We start from the raw sequence: 25,033 nt of genomic DNA, 5'->3' as shown, positions 1-25,033 counted from the left end.
CCAGCCGGGGAGGGAGATTACAGATCGTAACGGTCGAGGTTCATCACTTTGGTCCAGGCCGCAACAAAGTCCTTAACCAGTTTCTCCTGAGCATCCTGGCAGGCGTAAACTTCCGCCAGCGCCCGCAGGACTGAGTTCGAACCGAAGACCAGGTCGGCGCGGGTCGCGGTGTACTTGCTCTCACCGCTCTGACGATCGCGGCCTTCGAACAGTTCGCCCTGCTCGTCGGTAGCGTTCCAGACGGTGGCCATGCTGAGTAAGTTGACGAAGAAGTCATTGCTCAGGACGCCGACGCGATCGGTGAAGACCCCGTGCTGGCTGCCATCATAGTTGGCGCCCAGCACCCGCAGGCCGCCCACCAGCACCGTCATTTCCGGCGCGGTCAGCGTCAGCTGCTGGGCTTTATCCAGCAGCAGCGTTTCTGTCGAGACGCCACCTTCGATACGGCGATAGTTACGGAAACCATCCGCCAGCGGTTCCAGCAGATCGAAAGACTCGATATCCGTCTGATCCTGACGGGCATCCACCCGGCCCGGCGCGAACGGTACGCTGACCTGTACACCGGCAGCCGCAGCGGCCTGTTCGACACCCACGACGCCTGCCAGCACGATGATATCGGCCAGCGACGCTTTACCCGAGGCTTTCTGAATGGCCTGCAGCGTCGGCAGCACTTTTGCAGCAACGGCGTTCACCGGCCACGATTTCTGCGGATCCAGCGCCAGACGCGCACCGTTAGCCCCGCCGCGTTTGTCTCCGCCGCGGAAGGTGGAGGCAGAGGCCCAGGCCACCGACACCAGCTCGCTGACCGACAGTCCGGCATCGGCGATGGCGGTCTTCAGCGTCGCAATATCCGCCGGCGTTGGGTTGTGGATGGCGGCCGGTAACGGATCCTGCCAGATCAGGTCTTCTTTCGGCACTTCCGGTCCGAGGTAGCGCGATTTTGGCCCCATATCGCGGTGGATCAGTTTGAACCAGGCGCGGGCGAAGGCTTCATTAAAGGCCTGCGGATCGTTGAGGAAGCGACGGGAAATCTTGCCGAATTCCGGGTCAAAGCGCAGCGTCAGGTCGGTAACCAGCATGGTCGGCTTGCGTTTTTTCTCCGGATCGAACGGATCGGGGATCAGGTCCGGGGCGTCTTTAGCTTCGAACTGAATAGCGCCAGCCGGGCTGCGGGTCTGGACCCACTCGTATTTGAACAGGTTCTCGAAGAAGTAGTTGCTCCACTGGGTCGGGGTCTGTGTCCAGACCACTTCCAGACCCGAGGTGATCGCATCGGGACCGGCTCCGCTGCCGTAGCTGTTTGCCCAGCCGAGGCCCTGCGCTTCAATCGGTGCGGCTTCAGGTTCTGGGCCTACGTGAGTGGTTACCGCTGCGCCGTGGGTTTTACCGAGAGTATGACCGCCGGCAATCAGCGCGACGATCTCTTCATCGTCCATTGCCATGTTGCCGAAGGTGGCACGAATGGCGGCGGCGGCGGAGAGCGGGTCGCCGCTGGCGTTCGGGCCTTCCGGGTTAACGTAGATCAGGCCCATTTCGGTGGCCCCCAGCGGCTGTTGCGCCAGGCTTTCCGGGTGACGATGTTCGAGCCAGGCCTTTTCATGGCCCCAGTCCACGTCCAGATCCGGTTCCCAGACATCTTCACGACCGGCGCCGAAACCGAAGGTGCGGAAACCGGCGTTTTCCAGCGCGACGTTACCGGCCAGCATATAGAGGTCGGCCCAGGAGATTTTCTGGCCGTATTTTTGTTTTACCGGCCACAGCAGGCGACGGGCTTTATCGAGGCTGACGTTATCCGGCCAGGAGTTCAGCGGCGCAAAGCGCTGCTGTCCACGGCCTGCGCCACCGCGACCGTCAACGGTACGATAGGTGCCTGCACCGTGCCAGGCCATACGAATAAACAGCCCAATGTAGCTGCCCCAGTCTGCCGGCCACCACTCCTGCGAATCGGTCAGCAGCGCTCTCAGGTCTGCCTTCAGCGCGGCATAGTCGAGTTTTTTGAACTCTTCACGGTAGTTAAAGTCTTCGCCGAGGGGATTTGAGCGGTTGGAATGCTGGTTCAGCAGGTCCACGCGGAGTTGATTAGGCCACCAGTCGCGGTTGGCGGTGCCGCCACCGGCACTTTGTGTGGGCTTCCCTGCGTGAAAAGGGCACTTCCCGGCGGATGCGTTGTTAGATGAATCGTTAGACGTGCTCATATCAGGCTCCGTTTGCTTTTGTGAATGCCATTACGATATACACTGCAACCAATAAGTGATACTTGAAAGAATCTACGGAATTAATAGTTATATCCTTTTAACAACAGGTGACAAAGAAATCCATAAAAAATTTGTGGATTAAAGCCAAAATACGTAAAGCAGCTTACGTATTTTCTTATTAGCTAATCAGTATAGGACACTGTAGCGAAGCCTCTGGTGATAAAAGCAGCGGTTGCAAAAAAAGCTAAGCAGGTGAATTCTGGTCATTTACTGGTTTCCGTCGCGACGACAAGAAATAAGATTACCGCGGACGAGTTCCTGCGTTTATATAACCCGGTAGTGCTTGCAAAATGTGCCCAGGCCTGTTTTTGCTTGATTGCCTGCGGCGGGTCGTTGGTCGCACAGATGACCTGCACCAAAGTTACGCATTGCCCCAAAACCACTCCCCATTGTGGTGTGATGCCACGCTACTTTCAGTTATCTCACTGAATTAAAAAGAACAATTTTCTGGCATGCCCTTTGCAATCAATACATCAGAAGGCAGCGCAACAGACAATCAAGATGATCCAATAGCTGGCTAGGGTTCCGGTTCACGCAGGTGAATGTCTGGTCCGAGAGCTGGCGACCTCTGCGAGGTTACACGGCGGGACAAAAGCCCGGGAGACAGCAGCACCGTCAGGTGTCGCGCTGCTCCTGTTTTTGTGCCAACCAGAGGTTCATAATGAAGACATCCCGTGTAATCCGCTCGTTCATGCTGTCGCTGGCGCTGCTGGCCAGTTTCCCTTCCTTTGCCGCCGTAAAAAAAGAGTTCAACGTCTGCTGGACGATCTATGCCGGCTGGATGCCCTGGGGCGCCATCAGCAACGAAAAAATTATTGATAAATGGGCCGCGAAATACGGCATCAAAATCAATATCGTCCAACTCAACGACTATATCGAGTCGATTAATCAGTACACCGCCGGTCAGTTTGATGGCTGCACCATGACCAACATGGATGCGCTGACGATCCCCGCAGCAGGCGGCGTCGATACCACCGCGCTTATTACCGGCAGCTATTCCGACGGCAATGACGGCGTGGTGCTCAAAGGCAGCGCTAAAACGTTAGCCGATCTGAAAGGGATGCAGGTCTATCTCCCTGAGCTGTCGGTTTCGCACTATCTGCTGGTTCGCGGTCTGGAGAAGGCCGGTCTGCAGGAGAAAGATGTCAAAGTGGTGAATACCTCCGATGCCGATATTGTCTCCGCTTTTGGCACCAGCAGCGTCCGCGCCGCCGTGGCGTGGAACCCGCAGCTGTCGGCGATTAAAAAGACCCCGCAGACCAGCGAAGTCTTTAGCTCAGCGCAGGTTCCCGGCGAGCTTATCGACATGATGGTGGTCAACACGCAAACCCTGAAAGATAACCCCGCGCTGGGTAAAGCCCTGACCGGCGCATGGTTTGAGATGATGGCCAAAATGCATGCCGGAGATGGTCAGGCGCTAAACGCGATGGCGGCAGATTCCGGCACCGATCTTGCTGGCTACCAGGCGCAGCTGAAAACGACCCACTTGTTCTGGACCGCCGCCGAAACCCTGACATTCATCTCCAGCCCGGAGCTGGCAAAAACCATGCAGCGCGTGGCGCAGTTTTCATTTGATAAAGGGCTATTGGGTGAAGGGGCGCAAAGCGCCGACTTCATTGGCATGCGCTTCCCCGGCGACGTCACCGTCGGCGATAGCGCCAATACCCGACTGCGCTTCGACGATAGCTATCTGAAAATGGCCGCCGCCGGCCAGCTGTAATCATTGATGACGGGAGTGAACGCCATGCGCCAAATTAACCGCCATCCACAGCAGGGCATGCGGCTGATGCTATTGCTGCTGCCCTTTGTGTTGCTGATCGCCGCCTGGTTTATCGGCTCCGCTATTCGCCTTGAGGCTAACCCGCAGGACAAGCTGTTGCCCGGTTTGTCGCAGATGGCGGCGGCCGTCGAGCGGATGGCGTTTACGCCGGACAAACGCAGCGGCGAATACCTGCTGTGGGGCGATACGCTGATCAGCCTGACCCGCCTGCTCATTGGGCTGGCGGTGTCCGCGCTGATTGGCCTGAGCATCGGGATCGTTGCCGGCGTGTTTCCGCTCTATCGCGCGGCGCTGTCGCCGTTGATGACCGTGGTCTCGATGGTACCGCCGCTGGCGATCCTGCCGGTACTGTTTATCGTCTTCGGTCTCGATGAACTCTCTAAGGTGATGCTGATCGTGATTGGCATCACGCCGATGCTGGCGCGCGATCTTGAACAGCGGGCGCGGGAAATCCCGGCGGAACTGTTTATCAAAGCCCAAACCCTCGGCGCCAACAGCTGGACGGTGGTCCTGCGGGTGGTCCTGCCGCAGCTGCTGTCCCGTCTGATCACCTCGCTGCGTTTGCTGCTGGGATCGGCCTGGCTGTTTCTGATATCGGCGGAGGCGATTTCCGCTACCGCCGGGCTGGGCTACCGCATTTTCCTCGTGCGGCGTTACATGGCGATGGATGTGATCATCCCCTATGTCATCTGGATAACCCTGCTGGCCTGGCTGATGGATCTGGGGCTGCGCCAGCTGCATAAAGTCTGCTTCCCGTGGGCCGAAGGAGGCCGGACATGAGTTTTATCCGCATCAACAATATCTGGCAGGAGTACGGCGACCATGTGGTGCTGGAGCGCATCAATTTAGAGGTCAAAGAGGGGGAGTTTTGTTCAATGGTCGGCGCTTCCGGCTGCGGGAAATCCACCTTTTTGCGCCTGCTGCTGGGGCAGGAGCAACCGACCCGGGGGGCGATTACGCTCGAGGGTCAGCCGCTGGCTCCCGAGCCGGATCGCAGCCGCGGCGTGGTGTTTCAACGTTATTCGGTCTTCCCGCACCTGAGCGTGCTGGATAACGTGACCGTCGGTCTGGAGCTGCCATCTTCGCCGTGCTTTGGCCGTCTGTTCGGTGCCCGCAAGCGCGCTGCCCGCGAACAGGCGGCACAGATGCTGGACAAAGTGGGGCTCGCCCACGCCCTGGACCGCTATCCGGCACAGCTGTCCGGCGGGATGCAGCAGCGGCTGGCGATCGCCCAGGCCTTTGTGATGCAGCCGCGGGTTCTGCTGCTCGACGAACCTTTCGGCGCGCTCGACCCCGGTATCCGTAAAGATATGCACGCACTGCTGCTCCAGCTGTGGAGCGAAACGCGAATGACGGTCTTTATGGTCACCCACGATCTGGCCGAAGGATTCAACCTCGGCACTCGTCTGCTGGTCTTCGATAAGGTACGCCACGACCCGCAGGCTCCCAACGCCTATGGCGCGCGCATTACCTACGATATTCCGCTTAATGAGACCCGGATGTCGCAGATGCTCAGCACCGGTACCGATAACAATGTCTATGCCTTAAGGAGATAGCCCGATGACAGCGCTTTTTCATACCTCACCAAATCTGCGCGAAGAATTTTTGCCGGGCGGGGGCCATACCTCGTTCATTTTACGCCGTGGACAGATCCTGCGTTTGACCGACATCGAGGGCGGTGCGAACGTCAGCATGATGATGCTCAACCCGCACGAGAAAAGCGAGCGCCTGAACCTGCCGGACACCCTCAAGGGACAGCACACCGCGCGACTGACGGCCGGACACTGTTTCTACTCCGATATGGGGCGGGTACTGGCGGGCATTATCGCCGATAGCTGCGGCTGGCACGATCCGTTCGGCGGGGTGCTCAATGCGCAAGAGACGGAAGAAAAATATGGTGCCGGTCGCTACCAGGAACTGCGCAACACCTTCCATCGCAACGGCACCGATAATCTGCTGGTCGAAATGGGCAAATGGGATCTCGGCCTCGAGGATCTGCTGATGGTGGTCAACTTGTTCAGCAAAGTCACCGTCGACAGCGAAGGGCGCTTTCAGTTTTGTGCGGGCCATTCCATCCCGGGTAGCTACGTTGAACTGTTCGCGCCGATGGATGTACTGATGGTCCTCACCGCGCTGCCGCATCCGATGAACCCGTCTGACGAATATGCTCCTCGTCCGGTCCAGCTGGACTGGTATCAGGCCGACGATGAGCAGGCGGCGGTCGAATCGCTGTTTACCCGCGATGAAAACCAGCGCGCCTTCACCAACACCCACCTGTTCGCCCTTTGAGGAGCCTGCGATGAGCCTTGTGACCAGTACCCGTAACCCCGCCGATGCCGTCTATCGCCACGTGATTCCCGCAGGCGAACCCTGGCTGTTCGAAATCAAAAAGGGGCAGACCCTGCGCCTGCTCGATCTGGAAGGCAACCAGGCTGTCGATACCCTGTTTTATTGCGCCGACAGCCCACGCGAGCGTTACGATCCGCAGCGCACGCTGCGCCGCCAGGGCAACGCCTACCTGACGACCGGCAGCGTGCTGTACTCCAACCTCGGGAATCCGCTGTTGACCATCGTGGCCGATACCTGCGGGCGCCACGATACCCTCGGGGGGGCCTGCGCGCAGGAGAGCAACACCGTGCGCTATGCGCTGGATAAACGCTACATGCATAGCTGTCGGGATAATTTTCTCTGCGCCTGTCTGCATGACGGCCGGCTGCATAAGCGTGATATTGGCGCCAATATCAACTTTTTTATGAACGTTCCGGTGACGGAAGCCGGCGGCCTGACTTTTGAAGACGGGATCTCTGGCGCCGGGAAGTACGTCGAGCTGCGCGCGGAGCGCAACGTGATCGTCCTGATCTCCAACTGCCCGCAGCTGAATAACCCCTGCAACGGCTGGAATCCGACGCCGGCGGAGGTGCTGGTATGGAACTGACCCGTTGGCAGCGCTGGCGCCTGCTGGCCTGGCGTCTGTTTGCCGTTCGCGCTGACCGCCTGTTAAGCACACCATCGCGCAAGCCCTGAATGCTTGTGCGCCTCGGGGACGGCCCCGGGGACGTCGAATTTTTTGGCGGGACGACCCGCCACGACGCGAGTCCCTTGTATGTTCAAAACCTTACTGATTGCTAACCGCGGCGCCATTGCCTGTCGAATTTTACGCACCCTGCGCGCCATGCAGGTGAAGGGCGTAGCGGTCTATTCCGACGCGGATCTCAGCAGCCTGCATATCCGTGAAGCCGATGAGGCGATCGGCCTTGGCGACGGCCCGGCGGCGCAAACCTACCTGATGACGGAAAAAATCATCGCCGCCGCTGTAAAAAGCGGGGCCGAAGCGATTCATCCCGGCTACGGTTTCCTGTCGGAAAACGCCGCCTTCGCCGAGGCATGTGAAGCTGCCGGGCTGGCGTTTGTTGGCCCGACGCCCGCTCAGCTCCGCACGTTTGGCCTGAAACACACCGCTCGGGCGCTGGCCAAAGCGCAGGGCGTGCCGCTGCTGGAGGGGACCGGTCTGCTGGCCGATAGCGTTGAAGCGTGCCGGGCGGCGGACGCCATCGGTTATCCGGTGATGTTAAAAAGCACCGCCGGGGGCGGCGGTATCGGGATGCTCGTCTGTCGCGACGCCCGCGAGCTGACGGACGCTTTTGAGACCGTACAGCGGCTGGGGCAGAACAACTTTAGCGATGCGGGCGTGTTTCTCGAAAAATACATTGAACGCGCGCGCCATCTGGAAGTGCAGATATTCGGCGACGGGCAGGGCGAGGTCATCGCCCTCGGGGTGCGCGACTGCTCGATACAGCGGCGCAATCAAAAAGTGATCGAAGAGACTCCGGCGCCCAATTTACCCACCGCAACGGCGGAGGCCCTCTGTGCGGCGGCGGTCGCGCTGGGCAAAGCGGTCAGCTATCGCAGCGCCGGGACGGTCGAATTTGTCTATGACAGCGCGGCGCAGCGCTTCTATTTTCTCGAGGTGAATACCCGGCTCCAGGTGGAACATGGCGTCACCGAGCAGGTGTGGGGCGTCGACCTGGTGCGCTGGATGGTGGCGCTGGCGGCCGGAGATTTACCGCCGCTCACTGCGCTGCTGGCCGATCTGACTCCTCGGGGGCACGCTATCCAGGCGCGTATTTATGCGGAGGATCCGGGCCGGCAGTTTCAGCCATCGCCGGGTCTGCTGACCGAGGTGCTCTTTCCACCGGCGGACGGCGAAACGCTTCGCATCGACCGTTGGGTAGAAGCCGGCTGCGACGTGCCGCCATTTTTTGATCCGATGCTGGCCAAAACGATCGCCTGGCGGCCAACCCGCGCAGAGGCTATCGCTGAACTGGCCCGGGCGCTGGCGAACACCCGCCTGTATGGCGTGGAAACTAACCGCATCTATCTCCAGCAGATTCTGGGCTTTGAACCCTTTACCCAGGGTGAACCCTGGACCCGTTGCCTGGAACAGCTGAACTATCGGGCCGCCACCGTCGAGGTGCTCAGCGCCGGGACGCAGACCAGCGTCCAGGATTTTCCCGGACGGCTGGGCTACTGGGCGGTGGGCGTCCCGCCGTCGGGGCCGATGGACGATCGGGCGCTGCGTCTCGGCAACCGGCTGCTGGATAACCCGCCGGGAGCAGCGGCGCTGGAAATCACCCTGAACGGGCCAACGCTGAAGTTTCATTGCGCAGCCCTGGCGGTGGTGAGCGGCGCCGGCGTCCCGGTCACCCTTGACGGTATCGCGCAAGAGATGAACCGCGTATTGCCGATCCCGGCCGGGGCGACGCTGAAAATCGGCGCCGTCGAAGGGGCGGGGGTCAGAAGCTACCTCTGCCTGCGCGGCGGCATCCAGGTGCCGGATTATCTGGGCAGCAAAAGTACCTTTACTCTTGGACAGTTTGGCGGCCATGGCGGGCGGGCGCTGCGCAGCGGGGATGTTCTGCATCTGGCGCCAGACGGCAAGGGAGAAACTGGCGCCGCGCTGCCTGTTGCGCTGGTGCCGCCGCTGGCAACGGTGCGTACCCTGCGGGTGATTTACGGTCCGCACGGTGCGCCGGAATTTTTTGCCGCAGATTACATCGACACCTTTTTTGCCACCGACTGGGAGGTGCATTTTAACTCCAGCCGTACCGGCGTGCGGCTGATTGGCCCTAAACCGCTGTGGGCCCGCGACAGCGGCGGCGACGCGGGGCTGCATCCGTCGAATATTCACGATAACCCTTATGCCGTCGGCGCGGTTGATTTTACCGGCGATATGCCGGTTATTCTTGGCCCCGACGGCCCGAGCCTCGGCGGTTTCGTCTGCCCGGTGACGGTGATTGAAGCCGATCTCTGGCAGCTGGGGCAGTTGAAAGCCGGCGACAAGGTGCGTTTTGTCGCCGTGGATCTGTCCACGGCCCGTCGACTGGCGGCTGGCTACCGGGAGGAGCTGGCGACGCTGGAGGCAATGCCCGTGGCGTGGCAACCCGCGCGGTTAACTTCCCCCGTGGTGATGAGCTGCGGAGAGGCGGATAAGCGTCTGGTGGCCCGTCTTTCCGGCGATACCCATCTGCTGCTGGAAGCGGGAGAGGCGGAGCTCGATCTGGTGCTGCGCTTTCGCATTCATGCTCTGATGCAGGCGCTGGAAAGCGGCTCCCGCGCGGGGGTGATTGACCTGACGCCAGGTATTCGCTCTCTGCAAATTCATTTCCAGCCGGAAACCCTGACGCTTGACGCGCTGTTGAGCTGGGTGAGCGTGGCGTGGGCGGCGGTGTGCGTCAGCGACGATCTGCAGGTGCCGACCCGGGTGGTCCATCTGCCGCTGTCGTGGGACGACCCGGCCTGTCGCACCGCTATCGATAAATATATGACGACCGTACGGCGCGACGCGCCATGGTGCCCGAGCAACCTCGAATTTATCCGCCGGATTAACGACTTACCGGACGAACAGGCGGTATGGCAGACGGTGTTCGACGCCAGCTATCTGGTGATGGGGCTGGGCGATGTCTATCTTGGCGCGCCGGTGGCGACGCCGCTCGATCCGCGTCATCGTCTGGTGACCACCAAGTACAACCCGGCGCGTACCTGGACGGCGGAAAACTCGGTGGGGATCGGCGGGGCCTATCTGTGCGTCTACGGTATGGAAGGACCCGGGGGCTACCAGTTTGTTGGCCGAACGCTGCAGATGTGGAATCGCTATCACGAGGTCGCCGACTTCGCCGGTAAACCCTGGCTGCTGCGCGTCTTCGACCAGCTGCGTTTCTACCCGGTTTCTGCCGAGGAACTGCAACAGATCCGCCGCGATTTTCCGCTTGGCCGCTATCCGCTGCGCATTGAGCACAGCACTCTGCGGCTGGCGGAGTACCAGCAGTTTCTGCAGCAGGAAGCGGTAAGTATCGACGCTTTTCGCCAGCATCAACAGCGCGCCTTCAATGATGAACGCGAACGCTGGATAGCCAGCGGCCAGGCGCATTTCGATAGCCAGGAAGTCCCGGCTGACGCGGGTGTCGAGGCGCCGCTGCAGCGCGGACAGCAGGGCGTGGAGAGCCCGATCTCCGGCAATCTGTGGCAGGTGCAGGCCGCCGCGGGGAGTCATGTGCGCGCCGGCGACGTTCTGGTGGTGCTGGAGTCAATGAAAATGGAGATCCCGCTGTTGGCGCCGTGCGACGGCGTGGTGCAACAGATGAATGTTCAGCCGGGGGCGTCGGTACGCGCCGGGCAACGTGTGGCGGTGATCCTGGAGGAGAACGTATGAGTCAGCCAACCTTTGATTTACGTCTTGCGACCCTGGCAGAGGCGTATCGCCGCGGCGAATTGACGCCGCGTGCGCTGCTGGCCGATCTCCGCCAGAAGGCGCAGACGCTGAATCCGGAGTATCAGTTGTTCATTCATATACTGACGGCGGAAGAGCAGGAACCCTGGCTGGCGGCGCTGGATACGGTTGCGCCGGAGACGCTACCGCTGTACGGCGTGCCGTTTGCCATCAAAGATAATATCGATCTTGCGGGAATTGCCACCACCGCCGCCTGTCCGGCCTTCGCCCGCACCGCGACTGAGGATGCCACTATCGTGGCCCAGCTGATTGCCCTCGGCGCTATCCCGGTCGGCAAAACCAATCTCGACCAGTTTGCCACCGGCCTGAACGGAACGCGTTCGCCCTACGGCCGCTGCCGAAACGCGTATCATGCGGACTATCCCTCCGGTGGATCCAGCGCCGGTTCCGCGCTGGCTGTCGCGCTCGGAGTGGCCAGCTTCGCCCTCGGAACGGACACCGCCGGCAGCGGGCGGGTCCCGGCTTCGCTCAATAACCTGGTGGGACTGAAGGCCAGCAAGGGACTTATCTCTACCGCCGGGGTGGTGCCGGCCTGCCGGACCCTCGACTGTACGACATTCTTTACCGCCACCGCCGACGAGGCCAGCCGGCTGCTGGCCCTGACCGCACGGCTGGATCCGCGAGATGCCTACAGTCGCCGCAACCCGCAGTGGAACAGCCATCAGGCGTTTGGCGCCCCGACGCCGGGATTTCGCTTCGGCGTGCCGCAGACGCTGAATTTCCTTGGCTGTGCGCAGAGCGAGTCACAGTTTATGCAGGCGAAAGCACGGCTGATAGCCCTTGGTGGCGTGCCGGTCAACCTCGATATGACGCCGTTTCTTGCCGCCGCGCGCCTGCTGTACGACGGCCCGTGGGTCGCAGAACGTTATGCGGTGGTGGAACCGTTGATTACGCAGCAGCCTGAGGCGGTGCTGCCGGTGATTCGCGAGGTGCTGGCGAAAGCGCCGGATACCGATGCCGTGGCCACATTCCGCGCAATGTACCAGCTGCAAGCGTACAAGGCGCAGTGTGACGCGTTGCTGGAGACGCTGGACTGCGTGCTGACGCCGACCTGTCCGCGCCCGGTGACGCTGGCCGAACTGGAGGCCGAGCCGGTGCAGCGAAATGCCGATCTTGGCTACTACACCAACTTTATGAACCTGCTGGATTATGCGGCGGTGAATGTGCCGGTCGGTTTTCTGGCAAACGGATTGCCCTCCGGCGTCACCCTGTTTGGCCGGGCTTTCACCGACCAGTACCTTCTCGGTGTGGCCGACGCGTTCCAGCGCGTACAGCCACTGCCGCTGGTCGGCGGGAATCTGCTGGCCGCATCGTTGCCTGCCGCCACCGGTAGCCACGATCGTATGCCGCTGGTGGTCTGTGGCGCCCATCTTGATGGCCTGGCGCTGAACGGGCAGCTGCGGGAGCGGGGCGGGCGTCTGCTGACGGCCATACAGAGCGCTCCGCGCTATCGGCTGTATGCCCTGGCCGACGGACGTCGTCCGGGGATGGTGCGTGATGAAAACGACGGCGCGGCCATCGCCGTGGAGGTCTGGGAGCTGCCCTCGTCGGAGCTGGGCTCGCTGCTGGCGGCCATTCCCGCACCGCTGGGGCTGGGCAAGGTCGAACTGTCCGACGGACGCTGGCTGAGCGGTTTTATCTGCGAAGGGTACGGTCTGCAGGGGGCTACCGACATTACCGGCTACGGAGGCTGGCGGGCCTGGCTGACCCGCGGCTGACCCCGGGGCCTCTGCCTTAACCGGGCAGAGGCCTTTTTTGTGACAATGTCACACTCATTTCATCCCCCGGGTTTGTGCTGGCGCCTGCCGGGTATCTAACATGCTGAAACATTTCTGCTAAATCATTAGCAACCTTTCTGTAGGGCTGACGCGTCGATAACGCTATTCTGCTGCGCTTTTTCTTTTTTTCGCCTTTTATGCAAACTCAAGTGAATTGCCGCTAATGACCCTATTGAGAGATGAAATTCGCGATCACTCAGCGGAAGAGATGCTGTTTATTCGTCGTGCCGCGATCGCGTTTCTACTGGTGGTGGTCTGCTTTGGCGTGCTGATTTTTAACCTCTACCGTTTACAGGTTAAGCAGCACGATTTCTATCAGACCCGATCGAATCAGAATGACATAAAAATGCTGCCTATCGCGCCAAGCCGTGGGCTTATTTTCGATCGCAACGGTATCCCGCTGGTACAGAACATCACCCTCTACCGCCTGCAGGTGATCCCGAGCAAAATTCCCGATATGACCGCATTGCTGAACGCATTGACACCGATCGTGGATTTGAGCCCCGATGATATCGCCAGTTTCCGCGACGATATGCACCACAACAGTCGCTACAAGCAGGTGACCCTGAAGTCGGCCCTGAGCGATGTTGAAGTGGCGCGATTTGCGGTCAACGAGTTCCGTTTTCCGGGCGTCACGGTGGAGAGCTACCAGCAGCGTGACTACCCCTACGGCGCCCAGCTGGCGCACGTGGTCGGCTATGTATCGAAAATCAACGACAGCGACCTGCAACGCCTGGACAAAAACGGCGAGGCGGAAAACTATGCTGCGGACCATAATATCGGCAAGCAGGGCATCGAAGGCTATTACGAAAAAGAGCTCCACGGCATGACCGGTTATCAGGAGGTGGAAGTCGATAACCATGGTCGCGTGGTGCGCCTGCTCAAAGAGGTGCCGCCGGTAGCCGGGAAGAATATCTACCTGACGCTGGATCTGCATTTACAGCAGTATATTGAAGGGGTACTGAAGGGGCAGCGCGCGGCGGTGGTGGTGGTTGATCCACGCGACGGCGGCGTGCTGGCGATGGTCTCCAGTCCCAGCTATGACCCAAATCCCTTCGTGAAGGGGATTGGCTATAAGGCGTACCGTTCTCTGCTCGATAACCCGGACCGCCCGCTGATTAACCGCGTGACCCAGGGGCTCTATCCGCCGGCATCGACGGTAAAACCCTATATGGCGCTGTCGGCACTTTCCGCTGGCGTGATTACGCCCACCACCACCTTTTTCGGCGCGCCGACCTGGACACTGCCCGGCACCCAGCGCCGCTACCGCGACTGGCTGAAAACCGGTCACGGGATGTTGAATGTCACCAAGGCGATTGAGGAGTCGGCGGATACCTTCTTCTATCAGGTGGCCTTCGAAATGGGCATTGACCGCATTCACAGCTGGCTGAGCAAGTTTGGCTACGGGCAGTTAACGGGGATTGATTTGAATGAAGAGTATGCCGGGGTGTTGCCGAGCCGCGAGTGGAAGCAGAAGGTGCATAAAAAACCGTGGTATCAGGGGGACACCATTTCGGTCGGCATCGGCCAGGGCTACTGGATCGCCACGCCAGTCCAGATGGTGAAGGCGCTGACGACGCTGCTCAACAACGGCAAGGTAAAAAATCCCCATCTGCTCTATTCCATGAAGCGCGGCAATAAGGTTGAACGCTATCAGCCGCCGGATAATACGCCGCAGGTGGGCGACCCGAAATCGCCGTACTGGGGCATCGTGCGCAACGGGATGTACGGCATGGCTAACTTGCCTAATGGCACCGGTTATAAACTGTTTCATACCGCGCCGTACCAGATTGCCGCGAAATCCGGTACCTCGCAGGTCTTCAGCCTGAAAGAGAATCAGACCTACAATGCGAAGATGATCCCGGTCAGACTCCGCGATCATATTTTCTATACCTTGTTTGCTCCGTATCAGCATCCAAAGGTGGCGATGGCGCTGATTCTGGAAAACGGCGGCGGCGAGGGTGTTGTCGCCGGGCCAACGGCGCGCGCTATCCTTGACCACATCTTTGATCCGGCCAACGCGCCTGATGTCGCACAGGGGGCTGAGGCCAGCGTTCCGCAGATAGACAGCGCCGACGCGCAGTAGAACAGGAGAGTATCGCCCGGTGTTGTGCTGGCCGGGCGAGGTTACAGCGGTAAATCGCCGTCAACATGATGTGGTCTGCCGAGGCCGGTGAGGGTACTTGCAGAACGTCAGCCAGAGGCGAGGCTGGCTGACGTTTTAGTGGGGATTCAGGCTTCACTCATTTCTGCACTGATTTGCTCAAGTGATTTGTTTTTTGTTTCAACAACGAAAAACAGGTTAAGTAAAAACCATAACAGGCAACATGCCCCGTACAGTAAGAAAGGGAAGCTGCCGTTAAAGATGTTGTTGAGGATCAGGCTGTTTGTGAGCATAGGAAATGTCTGTGAAACGATAAAACTCCCCGTCCAGATGAGTAGCGTGGCCCACGACATCAATTTATCACGGATCATATTTGGTGCCATTTTCGGGATGATAATCCATAAAATGGGGCCGATAGTCCCACCAAAAAAGAGGATGTAAACTATCATAATAACCAGCATAAGCACGCTGGTGACGCCCATCCAGATTAATATTCCGAGAAGCGTAATGGCAACAAAACAGACAAATGAACCGATTATTAGTAGTTTTCTCCTTCCGTATTTCTCGACGTTATACACCGCCCACACCGCCGCCGCAAAAAAAGCGATACCAATAATAATTTGCTGATAATAAGCCGTTTGTTCATTGGCAATTCCGATGTTCTCGAATAATACATTGCCATAATATAGCACGGCATTTATTCCGCACAGATTGGCCAGTAACGCCATGGCCATGATAGTGAAGGAGACTTTGCGGTATTTTTTAGACAACATCTTTTCATTATTATGCGTTACATTTTGCGGATTAAACGATTTTTTTATCTCCGCAATAGCCGTCTGGCTATCATATTGTTGCCCGTGAATGAACTTAAGAATGACTTCCGCTTCCTCCTCACGATGTTTATTAATCAACCAGCGAGGAGATTCCGGCAAAAAGAATGCTAAACCCATGAACACACAGCCAGGAACCGACATGGCACCGAGCATATAGCGCCAGGAGTACTGCGTCGCCCACTCGGCATCAGGCGTCCAGCCGGCAACCAGGGCATTAACCAGATAGACGGAAAGGATCCCGAAGGCGATCATCATCTGATAAAAACCGAGTGTTTTCCCCCGCACCTGGCTGGCCGAAATTTCACCAATATACACGGGGGCAGTAGCTGAGCCCAGTCCGACACCGATCCCACCGGCAATTCTGCAGAGAATAAACATGGTAAAGTTATAGGGGAATGCAGTACCAATTCCGGCAAGAAAAACCAACCCTCCGGTAATAATCAGCGCCTTTTTTCTTCCCAACCGGTTGGTGATAAATTGACCGCTGAAAGCGCCGATCATAAACCCAAGGACAACAGAAGATACGGCCCATCCCATCCCTATATCATCAAGGGAGAAAAAATTCCTTAAATGTAATATCGCACCGGCAATCACCGCGGAGTCAAATCCATAGAGTAAACCGGCCAGTGAGGCAATAAGGGATAACTTATAGCTCGTGGTATATACTGTTTTCATTTTATTCACCGGTTTTCTTTATGACGGGTACGGCCCCATTTTTGATTTTTGCCGATCTTTCTATATATTCAGGAATGATTTGCATTGAATCGTCAAACCACGCATCAGGATCGGTACTCGCCACCAGAGCAAAGTTGCCCCATGGCATTAAGGATCCTGAACGAATAATGACTCTGGCGCTGCCATAGACTTCAGCAACTAATTGCGCGTGAGGAATTAAAGTGAAATCAGCGCCTGAACCGGTAAATATTTCAGTGACACGCTGCAGGAGTTTCGGGTTTTTTTGCGGTACTTCATCGGCAAAAATTACATTCTCAATAAAAATCTCCTGTCGCAGGACCGATAAAATATCAAGTAAATCAATCATCCCGGCATAAAAAGCGAGATCGATTCGCTGGCTATGGGACGGGATTGGCGCACCTGCGTCGGTAACTAATACAATATCACCATGACCTAAACTGGCCAGCGCTTCGGCGATCTGCGGATGTAGAATTTTACCAGGTCTCATAATATTCTCCGGTTATAGTTATTTAGGCGTACAGAATCAGGTAATGTATTTTTCTATTTATCCAGACGGTGCCTGGTGATTATTTTCGATGTAATTCGGTTTCAATTTCCTCCAGCGTTTTCCCTTTGGTTTCCGGCACCTTCGTCAGGACAAAAAATAAAGCGATGATGGATATACCGGAAAAGATAAAGAAGGTATTTGCCGCGCTAATATTTTCCACCAGAACCGGGAAGTATCGTGAAACCAGGAAGTTTCCTCCCCATAATGCGAAGGTTGCTATTGATACGGCGATGCCACGGACGTGAATCGGGAAAATTTCAGCGATAATGACATAGGCTACCGTGCCGTAAGATACGGCAAAAATAGCCACATAGGCCAGAATGCAAATCAGCAAAAGCGTGGTTTGTGTTTCACTGGCGCGAAACAGAAGTCCGATACAGCCAAGAGCAATGGCCATTCCCGCCGAGCCGAAAATGAGCAACGAGCGGCGGCCAACCTTATCGATTATCCACATTGAAACCAGCGTTGAAATAACCAATACCAGTCCGATAAGTACGGTAAACGACATCGCGCCGCTGACATCAACTCCCGCGGTTTTAAATATTTCCGGGGCGTAATAAAAAATCGCGTTGATGCCTGTTATCTGCTGAAAGAGTGCAACGCAAAAGCCAACCACCAGCGCTTTACGTAAGCGCGGGGTGAAGAGTTCACGCAATCGCGAAGGAGAGTCGCTTAATAAGGCGGACTTAATTGCAGCGAGCTGCTCGCGGGCTGTTGTTTCATCGGGATTTATTTTGCGCAGTATAGTCAGACCCTGCGCATCTCGTCCTTTGCGTATCAACCAACGTGGGCTTTCCGGCACCCAGATCAGTAGCAACAGGAAAACAATTGCCGGTGCGATACCGGTGGCGAAAATAATTCGCCAGCCATGTTCAACATTCCATGCTTCACTGGCGTGACTGGCAATCACTGCGGCAATTGAAAAAATGGCCAGATTACCCACGCAGTTGAAAAGCTGATTAAGTGAGACCAGACGCCCGCGAATATGGGCTGGGGAGACCTCCGCAATATAGAGCGGGGCAATTGTCGTTTCCACGCCGATACCGACGCCCACCAGAATACGGAACCAGACCAACATTTCCGCCGTTGTCGCCATGGCTTCACCCAGAACGCCAAAAATAAAAATCAGCGCCGTTAACAACAGCACCTTTTTTCGCCCTACGGCGTCGGAAAGTGGTCCCGCCAGCGCAACGCCCACAATACATCCAATAATGATGGATGAGGTGACCCAACCAATACCATCGGCATCCAGTGCGAATCTGTTTTGCAAAAAACCAACGGAACCCGAAATGCTACCGTTATCAAAGCCAAACAGAAACCCGCCGACGGCGGTGACGATTGAAATCAACAGGACGTTGCGCATCCAGACATTTTTTGCCGTGACATGTGCATGACTAACCATAGTACCCTCCGTGATTAAGTCGGTGAGCGGAGCGGTGTTGGAATAGTGCGTACCGCGCAGCGCCGTTGTAGTGTTGAAAGCGGGAGTTCGGCAGCGAGGCCTGCCGTCGAGCTGGCGGCATTTGCTGCGCCACAGGCCGCTGCCAGCTTCAGATGTTCCACCCACCCAGCCTGTGGCCTGGAAAGTAGGCTGGCGATCAGTCCTGCGCAGTATGCGTCCCCGGAACCGACCGGGCTGGCTGTCATTACGGAGGGGGCTGTTAGTTCGAAATGGCCATCCGGCGTAAGGGCTAATGTCGGGCGCGGGCCATCGGTGATAATCACGCAACGCACCCCTTGTACCAACCATGTCTCAGGGAGAGGCAGCGACGACTCCGCATTAGCGTGGCGCAGTTCGTCGCGATTGATTTTGATAATATCCGGAAGTGCATTTGCAGAGTGCAGCAGCGCTGCGCCGTGCGTATCGAGTAGCGTAAGCACACCGCAGGCACGTGCCTGCGCTATCCAGTATCCGTACTCGTCAGGAGGCAGATTTTTTGCCAGTGAGCCGGTACAAATTAACGCATCCGCATGGGGTAATTCCTGCGCCAGCAGGGCATGGAGACGCTGATGTTCCTCCTGGCTGATGGGCGGACCGCCGGCGTTATATACGCTGGCTTTCTCTGGCGAGTCCGTTTCCGTAATGACCTCGCAGATGCGGGTGCTGCCGGCGATATCACACCAGCATCCGGCCAGCGCTTCTTGTTGCAAAAGCTCATGGCACAGGCGTCCGGTGGCGCCGCCGAGAAACCCCAGTAACAGCGGCACCGGCGCATCCGGTAAATATGTCGTCAGCTGTTTAAGTACCCGCGCGACATTGACGCCTTTACCGCCGGCCAGCGTTTTGTCATCCAGCAAACGATGAACGTCGCCAGGGCGCTGTTTATCAACCAGTAGCAAACGTTCGATCGCCGTATTCAGTGAAGCGATGATGACTTTCATAGCTGGTCCTCCCTGTGAGTCGCGATAAACCAGCTTTCACGGGCAATCATGGCGGCCCCCATCGCGACGGGTTCGGTTAATGTGCTGGCGAAGAGCGGCATTTTCCAGCGGCGTTTCCGGTGTTCAATCATCTCCGAACGCTGGAATAGCGATCCCATAAGTACGGCGTCCTGGGGGCGTATCGCCCCCATTTCACACATCTGGGTAAGCAGCTGGTAGGCGCGATCGGCGATGTGGTTGAGTGTGGCCTGAACTAATCCGGCGGGGCGAATACCGGCATTCAGGTGGTGTAGTGAAAAAAGGCCTTGAGCTTCGCTCTCATCCACCGACACCGACACCCCACGGGTGTCTGCATCAGTCAATAGATCGTTGAAAAGGTGGTCATAATCCCCCTGATAAAGCAGTTCAGCGAGTGTCTGGATTATTTTCCCGGAAGGGGTCGCGCAACCCATCACAAACTCGCCGGCTTTCCAGGTCCGTTCGATATCGACGCCAAGTTGCCAGGCAGCAGATGTATCAGGAAAATGAGGGGTTAACACCATCAGGTATTCTGATGTGCCTATCGAGTCGAAAACGTGGGTCGGCTGACTGTGTTGCACGGCCAGCGCACCGACGATTTGATCATGCCCGCCAATGAATACGCAGGCGCCCGGATACAGCTCAACACCCGGCAGCATCTGCGCATGGATTTCGCCACAGCACTCGCCGGTATCTGCCGGCGTCGGGAATAATGTTGGCGAAAGTCGCAGCTGTTGCAGCGTAGGTTCGTGCGGCTGCATGCTTTTGAGATCGATGCACTGCGAATGGGTCAGCTGCGAGGAGGGTGCGCGCCATTCTCCCGTTAACCGCCACATGATGAAAGTGCCGAAATCAACCCAGCGATCGATGTGATTCCAGAGTTCTTCATGATGCTGCCGTATCCAGCTCAGCCGTTCCGGACTTTGGTTTGGTCGTGAACGCATACCGGAGATGGCATAGTGCTCCTCGCTGTCCAGCCAGCTTTGCGTCTCGTTATCCAGCGCGGCGGCAGGGTAGTTTTCCCACCAGGCAAGAGAAGGGTAGACAATGTCCCCGCGGAGGTTCACGGCCACGGACTCTTCTTGTCCAAAGGTTCCAATAGAAATTGCGGCCAGCGGTCCGTGAGCCCGGGCCGCTGTACGGGCATAATCTGTTAGCTGGATCACCAGCATTTGCCATACGTCTTGCGCATCGTGGAAGGTCAACCCGTCACGTTGCAGGATGGGAGTGCGGCACTTTTTCACGGGTAAAAGTACACCGTCCTCGCTCAGACCGATGATCTTGATATGTGTCGTGCCAATATCTATACCGAGAAACCACATGGTGAATCCCCCTCGCTGTGCCGTTTATAATCCCAGCTTACCTGGATTCAGCGTTCCGTTAGGATCGAGTGCCTGCTTGACGCGGCGCAATAATAAATGTGCGGAACCGAGAGATTCGCGGGCATAAGGCGAACGAACTAATCCGCCGCCGTGGTGATGCGACAGTTCGGCGTGATGTTCCAGACAAACGCGCATAGTTTCCCGCCAGATGGTGCGCAATTTTTCTACCGCTTCGCGGTCGCTGCTCTCCCGCCCAAGGAGAATCATGTACATCGAGGTCCCCTGAGGATAAACGTGCGAAAAATGCGACAGCACTTCGTCCGCGAGCGGGGTAAGCATCTCGTGCAGAGCGTGATACAGACCGGAGATACCGTCCCAGGTATGCGCAATTTCGATGGTCTCGGCAAATCCCCCATGGCTATCAAGCAGTTTCTCCACGGTTGAAAAATCAAATCGGCGCTCCATCCATTTCAGCACGCCTTCTGAGCCGATGGATTTTCCGCCGTGGCGATGAACAATGGCCATAAAAGCATCCATTTCAGCGTGCGCGACGGCATCCACGCCCTGGGTGCCGAGGAACATCACCGGTTTATCCTGCAGTGGGTTTTGCATTGCATGACGAGCTTCATTGGTATCATACAGGCGCAGCAGGAACGGCCGCAGACCCGCCATGGCCTGCTCACGCATGATCTCGAGACCAGCGTCGATAGAAGGGAGTTCCAGAGAATCGTACAGGCGCGTCTGGGGCAGGGGGAATATTTTGAGCTGCACCGAGGTGACGATCCCAAGCGTACCTTCGGCGCCAATAAACAGCTGGCGGAGATCCGGGCCCATTGCTGCGCGCGGAGAAGCCTTAAGCCGCAGCTTTTCACCCGTAGCAAGAATGACCGTATAGGCGGTAACTAACTCTTCAATACCACCGTAGTAAGATGAAAACTGCCCGGTTGCCAGCGTGGACAGCCAGCCTCCGACGGTGGACTGATACAGTGATTGTGGCGAGTGACCCAGCGTCCAGCCCATCTGCTGGAGCTCATCTTCCAGCTGACCTCCGTTATAGCCGGCAGAAACTTCGACGGTGAGGTTCGTGATGTTGATTTCGCGGTGCTGCGTCATACCGGTTACATCCAATACGATGCCGCCGCGCGTCGGGAGAGGTTGGCCGGTTACTGAGGATGCCAGCGCCCTGGGGGTGACCGGCGTATCATTTGCCGTCGCCAGCGCCAGTACCTGTTGAATCTGTTTTTCGTCGGTGACTTTTACCACTACATCAGCCTGATAATCATGGCATCCTAAGCGTCTGAGCTTTGTGGACAGAGGCCAGGTATCGTGGCTGGATGCCTGCAGCGTTTCACGATCGCTGAGTACCTGTGACTCAGGGAGGATGCTTTTCAGGTCGGTGATGAGATGGGAAACGTCGGACATACTAACTCCTGTTTTTTCAGTTTAAAGGATTTTCCTGGCGCGATGAGACGGGGTAAAACGCACAGGGCATATTTCATTGACAGCACGTTAGTGGCTAATATACGATCAATTTGCAGAAAGCTGCAAATTGCATTTTAATATTTTCCAGACTTTGTGAAGGAGAGCAAAATGGATAGTCGCACCGGTAAGGCAGTTCGTTTAGGTCGTATTTTGCGCCCGGAAACGGGGCGGGCAGTGGTTGTTGCCGCATCCCACGGGGTGATGTCAGGTCCTCCCTCTGGACTGAAAACACGCGATGAAATTGAAACTGTTTTCGCTCAGTTGCGTGATGCAGACGGCGTGATGGTGACTCCTGGGATGATTCCTGTGGTTGAAAAGACCTTTATTGGTCGCGACCGGCCTGGTTTTGTCCTGCATCTGGACTGGAAAAATCATGCCCGTTCTATCTATACCCCGGGTAAAGACGGCCGCAGTGAAGGCGTTCTGGCACAACTAGCGCACATCGAAGAGGTGTCCGCGTGTGGCATTGATGCAGTGATGACCTACATGTATCTGGGGCAGAAAGATACGGCGCTGGAACAGGCCGAGATTGCGCGCAATACGCGTATTGTACGCGAATGTGAGCGGCATGGGATTGGCGTTATTATCGAACCGCGTTCTGCGCTGGAAGGTGTCGATCCCGATGCCCTGAGTGCCAAAGTCATGAGTCTGTATTGCCGTATCGCCGCGGATATCGGCGCGGATCTGGTCAAAGCGCTCTGGCCGGGGTCAGTGGAGGATTTTGCTGCTGTAACAAGCACCTGCTATACTCCGGTGCTACTCGCCGGAGGCGCGGGTGGCGAAGATCCGCACTCAACCCTGCAGCTGGCTGCGGATGCGCTTCGGGCAGGCGCCAAAGGGGTGATGTTTGGTCGACGTATTTTCCGCGCACAGCAACCTGCCGGCGTCCTTCGTGCGCTCAATGCTGTCGTGCATGAAGGTCAAAGCGTTGAACAAGCGTTACAGTATCTGGAACAGTAAAAGTCGGCGAAAACAATGACGGTTATTGCGCGTGAAGCAAAGCATCTTTCTCCGGTCGCATTTATTGCACGCTCGATTATTTCACTCGGCTTGTCCGGACGCCTTCCTACGACCTCCTGGTATCAGGATGTCCTGGAAATCGGTTCCGGGACCGTGCAGAAAGCGCTACAGGAACTAAAAAAATCCGGTGCGGTAACCCTTGTTTCTCGTGGTCATCAGGGGACCTTTGTGGTCTCCTGGGATTTTACATTGCTGTGGAACGCCGCCCGGATACCGCCGGTCCATATGCTACTCCCTCCTCGAGGCTCCCGGGAAGCGACCCAGGTGGCTTCCGCGCTGGTTGAGCAGTGTAGCCAATGGGGTGTCGTCACCACCGTTGGCTATCTGCGCGGCGCGCACTCGCGCCTGTCCGCCTTCAACGAAAACACCGCGGATATCGTTCTGCTCTCGTCCGGTTCGGCGCAAATGCTAATGAAGGATGCGGCTGCTGAAGGCTATGAGTTATTTGAAGTCGGCAACGGCAGCTATTACCGACCAGAAAGTCTGGTGGTGGTGGAAAAAACCGATACCGTGGCGGCGACGCGTTTGCGCGTCGGAATTGATTTTCACTCCAGCGATCATCAGCGTCTTACCCGCGCCCAGTTTCCGGAGACGCAATGCGAATACGTTGAGGTCGATTTTACCTTGCTGCCGCGTTCCGTCTTCCTTGGTGAGATTGATACCGGTGTCTGGCATCAGGAGCCTTCGCTGATCCCGCTGGATAAAATTGGCTTAACGATTCGTGCGCTGGATAATCCTCAGGCGATGGCGTTGGCAGATGAGATTTCCAGCGCTGTGCTGGTTGTTCGTTCAACATCACCGGTTGCTCAGCTATTGCGGCAAGTTGATTTCGATAAGCTCAAACGACAGGCTATGCAACCCGTAAACACGTCTGATCCTTACTTTGCCAGCGTGCCGGATATTCTCCGCTTCCAGAAAATTGCCTCGATCGCGCGTACCTGATAGTGCAATAGGGTGGTGCGTAAATCGTTTCCTTGCCGGCTTCCACGCGGAGCAGCGCTTATTCCCGCATGGTGTCACTCATAGAGATTGGTTATTTGTCGAAACAGCCGCCTTTCTCCATAGTGAAAGGACTGTAGAAAGCATCGAAGGGTAACGGGCTATGGCGTTGAGAAACAAACTTCTTATTGTGCAGACCGGCGCGCCGCCGGCGGAAATTGAGGCCGAACATGGCGATCTTCCGCAGTGGTTTGGCCGGCTGCTTGCCCCCTGGCGTCAGCAGATCGCCACCGTGCGTGTCTATGCGGGGGAAACATTGCCCGATCCGGATAGCCAGACCGTGGCGGTAATGACGGGGTCATGGGCGATGGTCACCGATCGGCTGGCGTGGAGCGAGAAAACCGCCGCGTGGATCCGTTCGGCGATGGCGGTAGAGATGCCGTTATTTGGTATCTGCTACGGTCATCAGCTGATGGCCGACGCGCTCGGCGGCGAGGTGGCGTACCATCCGGCAGGACGTGAAACGGGATGCAAGGCGATTACGCTTTCCGCTGCCGGACGAACGGACCCGTTGCTCAGCGACCGGCCGGCCCATTTCCCCGCGCACCTCAGCCATCTGCAAACGGTCGTCAGGCTGCCGCCGGATGCGACGGTGCTGGCCGCTTCAGCGCACGATCCCCACCAGATAGTGCGCTATACCCGCCATGCGCTGTCCACACAGTTCCATCCGGAATTTACCCCTGAAATTGCGCGTTCATTGATCCACTATCGTGATGACGTGCTGCGAACGGAGGGGATCGATCCCCGGCAACTGCTGGATAAGGTGGAGGCGTGTCCGGTCGCGGCGGGAATATTAACCCGCTTCGTGGCCAACTATCTGGAGCCGGACGTTGCACAGGCTTAACAGGCCGCTGAGGGCTTAACGTAAAGCGTTGGCCCGCACAGCGCGCCTTCCGTCTGTATCACAATGTATCTGCCGGGGGAGCAATACATCGCGATACAAAACCCCGCCATTCTGCGCATATGCCGTATACAAAACGCGGGTTAACTGTCTGGGTACGCTCTTCTCTTTCAGTTAACAGGTGGCTTT

The 25,033-nt window shown here is 57.4% G+C and carries 18 protein-coding genes and 1 riboswitch; of the genes, 11 read left to right on the top strand and 7 right to left on the bottom strand.

What is annotated here, in order from left to right:
• Window positions 1–17: 17 nt before the first annotated feature.
• Complete coding sequence (gene katG, locus ROR01S_RS08965; protein ID WP_004861819.1) at window positions 18–2,195, bottom strand: catalase/peroxidase HPI; 2,178 nt, start codon at window positions 2,193–2,195, stop codon at window positions 18–20.
• Window positions 2,196–2,761: 566 nt separating this feature from the next.
• Window positions 2,762–2,860, top strand: a riboswitch (guanidine-I (ykkC/yxkD leader).
• A gap of 56 nt (window positions 2,861–2,916) precedes the next feature.
• Here katG and ROR01S_RS08960 point away from each other — a divergent pair.
• From ROR01S_RS08960 to mrdA, 8 genes are all read left to right on the top strand, one after another.
• The gene (locus tag ROR01S_RS08960) at window positions 2,917–3,975 is read left to right on the top strand and encodes a putative urea ABC transporter substrate-binding protein (protein ID WP_015584358.1); all 1,059 of its coding nucleotides are present in this window, start codon (window positions 2,917–2,919) and stop codon (window positions 3,973–3,975) included.
• Window positions 3,976–3,999: 24 nt separating this feature from the next.
• Window positions 4,000–4,815 (top strand): ABC transporter permease, encoded by an 816-nt coding sequence (locus tag ROR01S_RS08955; RefSeq protein ID WP_004861825.1) that lies wholly within the window; start codon window positions 4,000–4,002, stop codon window positions 4,813–4,815.
• On the top strand, window positions 4,812–5,591 hold the full coding sequence (locus ROR01S_RS08950; RefSeq protein WP_015584357.1) for an ABC transporter ATP-binding protein: 780 nt from the start codon (window positions 4,812–4,814) through the stop codon (window positions 5,589–5,591). The genes ROR01S_RS08955 and ROR01S_RS08950 overlap by 4 nt, the downstream gene beginning before the upstream one ends.
• Before the next feature lie 4 nt (window positions 5,592–5,595).
• Window positions 5,596–6,324, top strand: coding sequence for an urea amidolyase associated protein UAAP1 (locus tag ROR01S_RS08945; RefSeq protein WP_015584356.1), 729 nt, complete (start codon window positions 5,596–5,598; stop codon window positions 6,322–6,324).
• Window positions 6,325–6,334: 10 nt separating this feature from the next.
• Entirely contained in the window at window positions 6,335–6,970 is a 636-nt protein-coding gene (locus tag ROR01S_RS08940) for an urea amidolyase associated protein UAAP2 (RefSeq protein WP_004861833.1), read from the top strand.
• A 168-nt stretch (window positions 6,971–7,138) separates the two neighbouring features.
• Window positions 7,139–10,744, top strand: coding sequence for an urea carboxylase (gene uca, locus ROR01S_RS08935; protein ID WP_064359347.1), 3,606 nt, complete (start codon window positions 7,139–7,141; stop codon window positions 10,742–10,744).
• On the top strand, window positions 10,741–12,540 hold the full coding sequence (atzF, locus tag ROR01S_RS08930; RefSeq protein ID WP_064359346.1) for an allophanate hydrolase: 1,800 nt from the start codon (window positions 10,741–10,743) through the stop codon (window positions 12,538–12,540). Before uca ends, atzF begins: the two co-directional genes overlap by 4 nt.
• Before the next feature lie 223 nt (window positions 12,541–12,763).
• Window positions 12,764–14,686, top strand: coding sequence for a penicillin-binding protein 2 (gene mrdA / locus ROR01S_RS08925; RefSeq protein WP_004861842.1), 1,923 nt, complete (start codon window positions 12,764–12,766; stop codon window positions 14,684–14,686).
• 146 nt (window positions 14,687–14,832) lie between these two features.
• Here the strand turns inward: mrdA and ROR01S_RS08920 are convergent, their stop codons facing one another.
• The 6 genes from ROR01S_RS08920 to ROR01S_RS08895 form a co-directional block, all read right to left on the bottom strand.
• Window positions 14,833–16,212 (bottom strand): sugar porter family MFS transporter, encoded by a 1,380-nt coding sequence (locus ROR01S_RS08920; RefSeq protein ID WP_064359345.1) that lies wholly within the window; start codon window positions 16,210–16,212, stop codon window positions 14,833–14,835.
• A gap of 1 nt (window position 16,213) precedes the next feature.
• Window positions 16,214–16,720, bottom strand: coding sequence for a D-ribose pyranase (rbsD, locus tag ROR01S_RS08915; protein WP_004861848.1), 507 nt, complete (start codon window positions 16,718–16,720; stop codon window positions 16,214–16,216).
• Between the two features lie 79 nt (window positions 16,721–16,799).
• Window positions 16,800–18,182, bottom strand: coding sequence for a sugar porter family MFS transporter (locus ROR01S_RS08910; protein WP_052626740.1), 1,383 nt, complete (start codon window positions 18,180–18,182; stop codon window positions 16,800–16,802).
• Between the two features lie 14 nt (window positions 18,183–18,196).
• Window positions 18,197–19,162: a 1-phosphofructokinase family hexose kinase gene (locus tag ROR01S_RS08905; protein ID WP_064359344.1), complete on the bottom strand. Its 966-nt coding sequence runs from the start codon at window positions 19,160–19,162 to the stop codon at window positions 18,197–18,199.
• Window positions 19,159–20,502 (bottom strand): FGGY family carbohydrate kinase, encoded by a 1,344-nt coding sequence (locus tag ROR01S_RS08900; RefSeq protein WP_015584351.1) that lies wholly within the window; start codon window positions 20,500–20,502, stop codon window positions 19,159–19,161. Before ROR01S_RS08900 ends, ROR01S_RS08905 begins: the two co-directional genes overlap by 4 nt.
• A 24-nt stretch (window positions 20,503–20,526) precedes the next feature.
• The gene (locus ROR01S_RS08895) at window positions 20,527–21,924 is read right to left on the bottom strand and encodes an FAD-binding oxidoreductase (protein ID WP_004861858.1); all 1,398 of its coding nucleotides are present in this window, start codon (window positions 21,922–21,924) and stop codon (window positions 20,527–20,529) included.
• 168 nt (window positions 21,925–22,092) lie between these two features.
• Between ROR01S_RS08895 and ROR01S_RS08890 the strand changes: the two genes are divergently transcribed.
• From ROR01S_RS08890 to ROR01S_RS08880, 3 genes are all read left to right on the top strand, one after another.
• Entirely contained in the window at window positions 22,093–22,944 is an 852-nt protein-coding gene (locus ROR01S_RS08890) for a class I fructose-bisphosphate aldolase (protein WP_004861860.1), read from the top strand.
• A 15-nt stretch (window positions 22,945–22,959) separates the two neighbouring features.
• Window positions 22,960–23,946 carry a YhfZ family protein gene (locus ROR01S_RS08885; protein WP_064359343.1) on the top strand — a complete coding sequence of 329 codons (987 nt, stop codon included), beginning with the start codon at window positions 22,960–22,962 and terminating at the stop codon, window positions 23,944–23,946.
• A 160-nt stretch (window positions 23,947–24,106) separates the two neighbouring features.
• Window positions 24,107–24,847, top strand: coding sequence for a glutamine amidotransferase (locus ROR01S_RS08880; RefSeq protein ID WP_064359342.1), 741 nt, complete (start codon window positions 24,107–24,109; stop codon window positions 24,845–24,847).
• The last annotated feature ends 186 nt before the right edge of the window (window positions 24,848–25,033 follow it).

The organism is Klebsiella ornithinolytica NBRC 105727 = ATCC 31898 (assembly GCF_001598295.1).
Taxonomy (GTDB): Bacteria; Pseudomonadota; Gammaproteobacteria; order Enterobacterales; family Enterobacteriaceae; genus Klebsiella; species Klebsiella ornithinolytica.
This window is presented reverse-complemented; position numbering and strand designations above follow the sequence as displayed.